The organism is Acinetobacter sp. C15 (assembly GCF_013420645.1).
In the GTDB taxonomy this organism is placed as follows: Bacteria; Pseudomonadota; Gammaproteobacteria; order Pseudomonadales; family Moraxellaceae; genus Acinetobacter; species Acinetobacter indicus.
Map to the genome: position 1 here is coordinate 103,589 of NZ_VOXR01000007.1, position 7,117 is coordinate 110,705.

Annotated in this window: 4 protein-coding genes and 1 pseudogene; all 5 read left to right on the top strand. The window is 41.5% G+C overall.

Annotation, left to right across the window (positions count from 1 at the left end):
• The first annotated feature begins 141 nt into the window (after positions 1 to 141).
• The 5 genes and pseudogenes from FTT63_RS04750 to FTT63_RS04765 all read left to right on the top strand — a co-directional run bounded on the left by FTT63_RS04750 (position 142) and on the right by FTT63_RS04765 (position 7,007).
• A complete protein-coding gene (locus FTT63_RS04750) occupies positions 142 to 3,228 on the top strand; it encodes a type VI secretion system Vgr family protein (protein WP_180192021.1) in 3,087 nt (1,028 codons plus the stop codon).
• On the top strand, positions 3,225 to 4,673 hold the full coding sequence (locus FTT63_RS04755; RefSeq protein WP_127801905.1) for a hypothetical protein: 1,449 nt from the start codon (positions 3,225 to 3,227) through the stop codon (positions 4,671 to 4,673). Before FTT63_RS04750 ends, FTT63_RS04755 begins: the two co-directional genes overlap by 4 nt.
• Positions 4,674 to 4,677: 4 nt before the next feature.
• Positions 4,678 to 5,745: a PoNe immunity protein domain-containing protein gene (locus tag FTT63_RS04760; protein WP_127800293.1), complete on the top strand. Its 1,068-nt coding sequence runs from the start codon at positions 4,678 to 4,680 to the stop codon at positions 5,743 to 5,745.
• Between the two features lie 58 nt (positions 5,746 to 5,803).
• A pseudogene (locus FTT63_RS15910) lies at positions 5,804 to 5,944 on the top strand (hypothetical protein); the annotation flags it as partial.
• Positions 5,945 to 5,948: 4 nt separating this feature from the next.
• Positions 5,949 to 7,007: a PoNe immunity protein domain-containing protein gene (locus tag FTT63_RS04765; protein WP_127801906.1), complete on the top strand. Its 1,059-nt coding sequence runs from the start codon at positions 5,949 to 5,951 to the stop codon at positions 7,005 to 7,007.
• The last annotated feature ends 110 nt before the right edge of the window (positions 7,008 to 7,117 follow it).

A 7,117-nucleotide genomic window follows, 5' to 3' on the forward strand; every position in this document is an offset into this window, starting at 1 on the left:
GACAATGCCGCGGTTTTAAAGGCCATGCTTTTTATCGGATAGTTACATATTGATAAACAAGCGGCCGGGTTGAAGCGATGTTTTATGTGGTTATTTTGTATAAAATAGCCACACTTTTTTTTAGCTATTTATTACAGAACAATGATGCCAAGCAATATATTTGCAGCACTAGAAAAATTAGGCCTCAGCCCACAAAAACGTGCCCTCCATATTCAATTTTCTCAGCCTGCCTTAAATGCCGATGTTTTTTTACAGCGCATCGATGGTGAACACCAGCTCAATGACGGTTTACATGCCGAACTGATCTGTCTTTCGACCAATGCCCAGATTCCGTTAAAACAGTTTATTGGCGCGCAGGTTGCCGTCGATCAGGTCACTGACCAGGGCCAGCTGTTTCGCAGCAGCGGTATTATCACCGCAGCCGCGCAAGGCCAGAGTGATGGCTCACTCACCCTCTATAAACTCACGCTAGAAGATCCGACTGCACTCTGGCATAAACGCCGTAACAGCCGCGTGTTTATGAATAAAAGCGTGCGTGAGGTCAGTGAAATTTTATTTAAAGAATGGCAAAACAAAAGCCCACTCTTTGCCGCCAGCCTGACCCTGGACTTAACCGGACTGACCCAGGAACTGGATGTGCGTCCCTTTATCATGCAGTCCAATGAAACCGACTATGACTTCCTGACCCGACTCTGGCGCAGTGAAGGCATTAACTGGCTGATTGATGAAGCCCAATTACAGGTTGTACATTCCAGCAGCCCGCTTCAGGCCCAGAAATTACGCCTGATTGATGATAACAACCAGTACAGCGCCTTAAACCGCCGCAGCATTCGTTTTCATCGCTCCAGTGCCACCGAACAATTAGATAGCATCACCCAGTTGATTGCCCAGCGCAGCCTGCAACCGACTGCCGTACATCTGCAACGCTGGCAGTCAGATAGCCTGAGCCAGGAAGAAGGCGCCGGTTCAGTGCAAAGCAAACACCAGCACAGCCATAATCAGGACAATGCCAGCTTGAGCCTGGAACAAGCCTGGCAGATCAGCCCGGCCTGGATGCAGGATTTAAATGGCGAAGACCAGGCCACAGCCTCTTCCAACAACCAGCTGGATAAACTGAACCAGAACCTCAGCCACTACAACGACCTGCAATCCAAATACTTTAGTGCCCATTCCACCGTCCGTGATGCCCAGGTCGGCTACTGGTTTGAACTGAATGAACACCCGGAAATTGACCAGCACAGCGCAGCCGACAAAGAATTTCTAATTACCGGCAAACAGTTCTATAACCAGAACAACTTACCCAAAGACCTCAATCAGCAGATTAACCAGTTACTCAGTCAAAGCCACTGGCATAGCCATTTTAGCTTTCAACACGAACAACACCCGGATGAACGTCAAGGCAATACCTTAGCCCTGCAACGCCGCAATATCCGCACCGTCCCGGAATACCATCCACTACAGCACCGACCGGCGGCTCATCCACAGCGCGCCCGGGTAGTCGGTCCTGCTGGCGAAAGCATCGATGTCGATGAATGGGGACGGATTAAAGTCCGTTTCCTGTTTACCCGCAGTGATGACCATCAGCATGATGGCGGGGCCGGCAGTAATGACAATGACACCGATTCCGCCTGGGTCGATGTACTGACGCCTTGGGCCGGAGAAGGCTACGGGGCACGTTTCCTGCCACGGATTAATGAAATTGTGGTGATCGACTTCTTTGACGGTAACATCGACCGGCCTTTCGTGGTTGGTCGTTTACATGAAGCAGAACGCTCGCCAACCCAATTCGACCAACAAGGCCAACTACCCGACACCAAAAAACTCAGCGGGATCCGCTCACAGGAAATTGAGGGCAGTGGCTTTAACCAGCTGCGCTTTGATGATACTCCGAAGCAGATCTCTGCCCAGCTGCAAAGTAGTCATGGCGCAACACAACTAAATCTAGGGAACTTGAGCCATCCCAAAGCCAGCGCCGAAAGTGATGGTCGGGGTGAAGGTTTTGAACTGAGAACCGATCAGTGGGGTGCAGTTCGTGCTGGAGAAGGCTTGCTGATTTCCACCTACAAACAAGAACAAGCCAAAGCAAACCATCTCGATGCAAGCGAAGCCAAACAACAACTCGAAAGTAGCTTAAACAATGCCAAAACCTTAAGTGAAGTGGCCAAAAACCAACAAACTGATCCACTGAGCTTACTCGAAAACCTACAGGGCTACCTCAAGAACTTAGAGAGTGAAGACCAAAGCAAAGCCGCGGCTTTCAAACAAGCGATCATGCTCTTGGCTTCACCAAGTTCAATTGCCTTAGAAAGTAACGAAGACATCCACCTCAGTGCAGATGGACAGATCAACCAGATTGCACAAGGAAGCATTAACACCAGCACGCAAGACAGCATCATCGGACATGCCAGCAAAAAGATCAGTTTATTTGCAGCGCAAGAAGGGGCACGACTCTATGCAGGCAAAGGCAAGATCGAGATTCAAGCTCAAGGGGATGGTGCTGATCTGATTGCTAGAAAGGGTGTGCAGATTATTTCGACGGAGGCAAATGTCGACATCACCAGTGCGAAAGAAATCGTACTGACCGCAGGCGGTTCGCAACTAAAAATAAATGCTTCGGGGATTTTTCCTACGACTGGCGGTAAGTTTGAGGTTAAAGCAGGGCAGCATCAGTTTGTGAATGGAAAGAATGTATCAGCAAAATTTCCAGCTTTACCTACCTTTAAATTATTACCTAATAAAGTGGAATTAAAATACATTTATGATGACTTAAAACCTGTTGCACAAGCTCCATTTAAATTGATTTTTGCTGATGGTTCTTCTCAAGAAGGAGTACTAGATGCCGAAGGTTATGCCAAAGTCACTATTCCTAGTGATAAAACTCAACCTAAAGTCTACTATGGCTTTAGTAGTGTTGAGGCGAAACCAGATAGAGAAAAAGTTGATAATCCTTTCAAAGATCAAAAAGTGATGAGTGTTACTGAAGCAGAGCAGTTAATTGAAAAATATAATCAACAGGAACTTGATGCATTATTAGATGAATATTTCCCTGATGAAATTGAAGAGATGCTCACGTCAAATAATATCGAATACGACGATCATGTAAGCGATTATGAAGAACAATTAATACCACAACAAAATGATGTAGACGATGCAATAGCAGATGATTTAGAAGAAATTTTACTTACAGATGATTCTACTTCTAGATTAGACCTAGGAGATAAACAATGAATACTGCCGTAGCCAAGGGTTCAACGCAAGCTGTGAGAATAACAGCTAAAGGGGAAGAATCGGCGGCTCAATGGATTAAAGGTGTACTTGATGGTAGTGGCTCCAGTCCTGCTCAAATTATTGTTGCAGTTGTGATAGGTTGTATACCCTTTGTTGGTCAAGGCGTTGATGTCGGGAATGTGATTGTCTCAGTCGTTAAAATATCAGAAAAGCCAGATAATAAAGAGAATTGGTTTGATTTGGTATTTAATCTTGTTGCATTTGTTCCAATTGCTGGTGATGGATTAAAAATTGTTTTTAAACAATTGCGTTCAGGTAAAGCTATGGGAGCTATTTTGGATGCAATACCAAGCAAAACATTACGTGGTGATGTAGATAAATGGTTTAGAACCTTAAATTGGAATACATACACAAGAGAGCTGCAAACAACTAGTAATAAAATTATTGATGGTTTAATTGGCGTCTTTGATAGTTGGATGACACGAGCTGTTCTCGGCAATGCTAAGTTAAAAACATTAGTAACTCAGCTTCAGCAAATGAAGAAAGTTGCCAATCAAAAAATTGATATGGTTATGAAAGAAATGCAAGCAGCCCATAAAAAGGCACTAGCAACTCCTTATCCTAACACTACAGCTAGAGCTCCAATTACGACTCGAACACCGACAACAACCAGTAGACCAAATCAAAATCCAGCCCCACGAACTCAGCAAAATGGCAATGTATCAAGAAATACTGGAGGAAATAATGTAAGCCCAGGTCGTCAAAATACTTCAACACGACGTCAACAATTACAGCGAAAAAGAAGATCGAATCAAGAACTTGGTTCAGGTGGTGAGCACATTACGGATTATTACTATGTAAAACGCATGAAAAGTCGCTCTAAAATTAATAATAATGGCGTGCTGTACGAATATCACGATACGGGTCATAACGGACTTGATCATGTATGGCATAGTGCTCGACTAGCACATAAGTATCGTATTACAGACAGTAAAGCGACCAATGCACTGAGTCATCGAACACTGATGACACCAAAGGCAGCCATGATGGCATTGAAAATGGGTCTCGATGTTTATATGGCATCAGATGAAGATGACAAAGTCAAGCGGTCAGTGGGAACAACAGTGAGTGATGGCGTACAAATGTCACACTTGTGGATTTCTCGGAAAATTTCTTCCGCTAAGATAGTTAAAGAACATGATAAATTATTGGATGCTATTGAAGAGTGGGAGAAAGTTAAATTTAAAGCTACTTCAACAAGAAAACTAGGTAAAGCTATTGTTATCAAATGTCCTTATGATCGTAGTTTAGTCACCATTACGGGGGATAAATTTGATCATCATGAAAAATGTAAAGGTTTAAATAAACCCAAATGCACACGGACAGTCACGGCACACGGGATTAAATTAGAATTTGTTTTACCCAATGAGATGTTGGAGAGATAAAAGAATGTCGATACAAGTAAATGATCAAGAAATCGATTGGCAAAGATGGTTGAGTCTTGAAATAAAAGATGCAAGTTTATTTAGAGACAATTTACTAGAACAAGAAATGTACCATAGAAGATTTGATACATTTGTCAATGGATTATATACGGTTGTAGATGGATTTAGTCATTATAAAAATGATTCTAAATTTGGCGGATATATTGCTTCTGGAAGAAGACGGATTATTGATACTTTAGATTTGATGTCACTCCAATATTCTGCTGGTGGAGATTTAAATTTTATAAAGGAACTTTTCCCGTATCTTCTTCATTGGACAGAAGAGTATGCAGAAACCAGTCACCTTTATAATTTAAGCCCAGATGCAGGTGGACGTTATGTCTGGCATATTTCTTTAGGCACTGAAGATTATTGGTATATTGCTTTGCGTTTAATTTGCTTTGGATTATTGACAGGCTATGCAGATCAAATAAAGCGAATTATGCCAATTATCGATTATGTGGAAGCAACTCCTGAAGGGCAGGAAAAAGATGGCTTAATCGAGCGATTGGTTGCTTCATTTGTAACAGATCGAGGCATACCACCGAATGATGCACGTCGTCATTTGCCTTATCGTAAGCTCATTAAAGTTTTTGAGGCGGATGCAGAAAAGCGTCCAGCAATGATGTTGCAATACTTAGAAGATTGGTATGAAGCCAGTCGTCGTGAACCATACTTTGAACAGCATCCAGAAACCGACTTAAGATCTGGTAGAAGTTATTATGGTTATTGGTCATGGGAAGCAGCAGCTGTTACATGGTTGTTAGATATTGATGATACAACTTATCGAGATCACCAATTTTATCCAAAAGATTTAGTTGATTTTGCTAAAGCACAATCAGAAAAAGTACAAGCACAAGATTCGGTAGAAAAAATTAAAATCAAAGGTGGGGATAAATGTCCAAAAACAGGTTATTGGACGACGCCAGCCCAACCAAATGAACGTCAATATTTTGATAGAGGTGACATTTTACCAATGCTTTCAGAACAAGACTGGGGTGAAGTATATTGGTATTTTGATGGTGAAAAATAAACTTAGAATATCGCAAGATTTAGCCATCCTTATAGGGTGGCTTATTTTTTTATGATAAAGCCTAGTCATAATTACAGGCGAAAAATTTGATCATCATGAAAAATGTAAAGGTTTAAATAAACCCAAATGCACACGGACAGTCACGGCACACGGGATTAAATTAGAATTTGTTTTACCCAATGAGATGTTGGAGAGATAAAAGAATGTCGATACAAGTAAATGATAAAGATATAGATTGGCACAGTTGGTTAAATTTAGAAGTAAAAGATTCAAAAAAATATAGAGATAACTTTCTTGAATCAAAAATGTATCATAAACGATTTGACATTTTAGTGAATGGTATATATTCCGTTACAGACGGTTTCAATAAGTATAAAAATGATTCTAAATTTGGCGGATATATCGCAGCTGGTCATCAACGCTTACAAGATGCTTTAAACTTAATATCTTTACAATATTCCGCGGGTGGAGATTTAAATTTTTTAACGGAACTTTACCCATATATTCTTCATTGGACAGAAGAGTATGCTGAAACGAGTCATCTTTATAATTTAAGCCCAGATGCAGGTGGACGTTATGTCTGGCATATTTCTTTAGGAACTGAAGATTATTGGTATATTGCTTTACGACTGATATGCTTTGGTTTACTGACAGGGTATGCAGATCAAATGAGTCGAATTATGACGATTATCGATTATGTGGAAGCAACGCCTGAAGGGCAGGAAAAAGATGGCTTAATCGAGCGATTGATTGCTCCATTTGTAACAGATCGAGGCATACCACCGAACGATGCACGTCGTCATTTGCCTTATCGTAAGCTCATTAAAGTTTTTGATGCTGATGCAGAAAAGCGTCCAGCAATGATGTTGCAATACTTAGAAGATTGGTATGAAGCCAGTCGTCGTGAACCTTATCATGATCAACATCCACAACCTGATATTAGATCAGGCATCAGTTATTTTGGTTATTGGTCATGGGAAGCAGCAGCTGTGACATGGCTATTAGATATTGACGATTCAACTTATCGAGAGCATCAATTTTATCCGAAAGATTTAGTCGATTTTGCTAGATCGCAAGCTGAATCGGTTTCAGCAGAAACCACTATAGAAAAAATTAAAATCAAAGGTGGAGAGCAATCCACGAAAACAGGTTTTTGGACGACTCCTGCCCAGCCAAATCAGCGTCAGCACTTTAGTAAAGGTGAGATTTTACCAACGCTTTCTGAACAAGATTGGGGTGAAGTATGGCAGAGTAAAACTTGAAGTGCGACATAAACCACCTAATTAATTTAAAGGGTTTATGGAGTATATAAAATTGTCATACCATCATCTTAACTTTGAAGATCGTACTGCATTAATGCTTGAGTCAAGAA

Coding starts and splice junctions, on each gene's coding strand:
- FTT63_RS04755 (WP_127801905.1), top strand. CDS start 3,225: ATGAATACTGCCGTAGCCAAGGGTTCAACGCAAGCTGTGAGAATAACA.
- FTT63_RS04765 (WP_127801906.1), top strand. CDS start 5,949: ATGTCGATACAAGTAAATGATAAAGATATAGATTGGCACAGTTGGTTA.
- FTT63_RS04760 (WP_127800293.1), top strand. CDS start 4,678: ATGTCGATACAAGTAAATGATCAAGAAATCGATTGGCAAAGATGGTTG.
- FTT63_RS04750 (WP_180192021.1), top strand. CDS start 142: ATGATGCCAAGCAATATATTTGCAGCACTAGAAAAATTAGGCCTCAGC.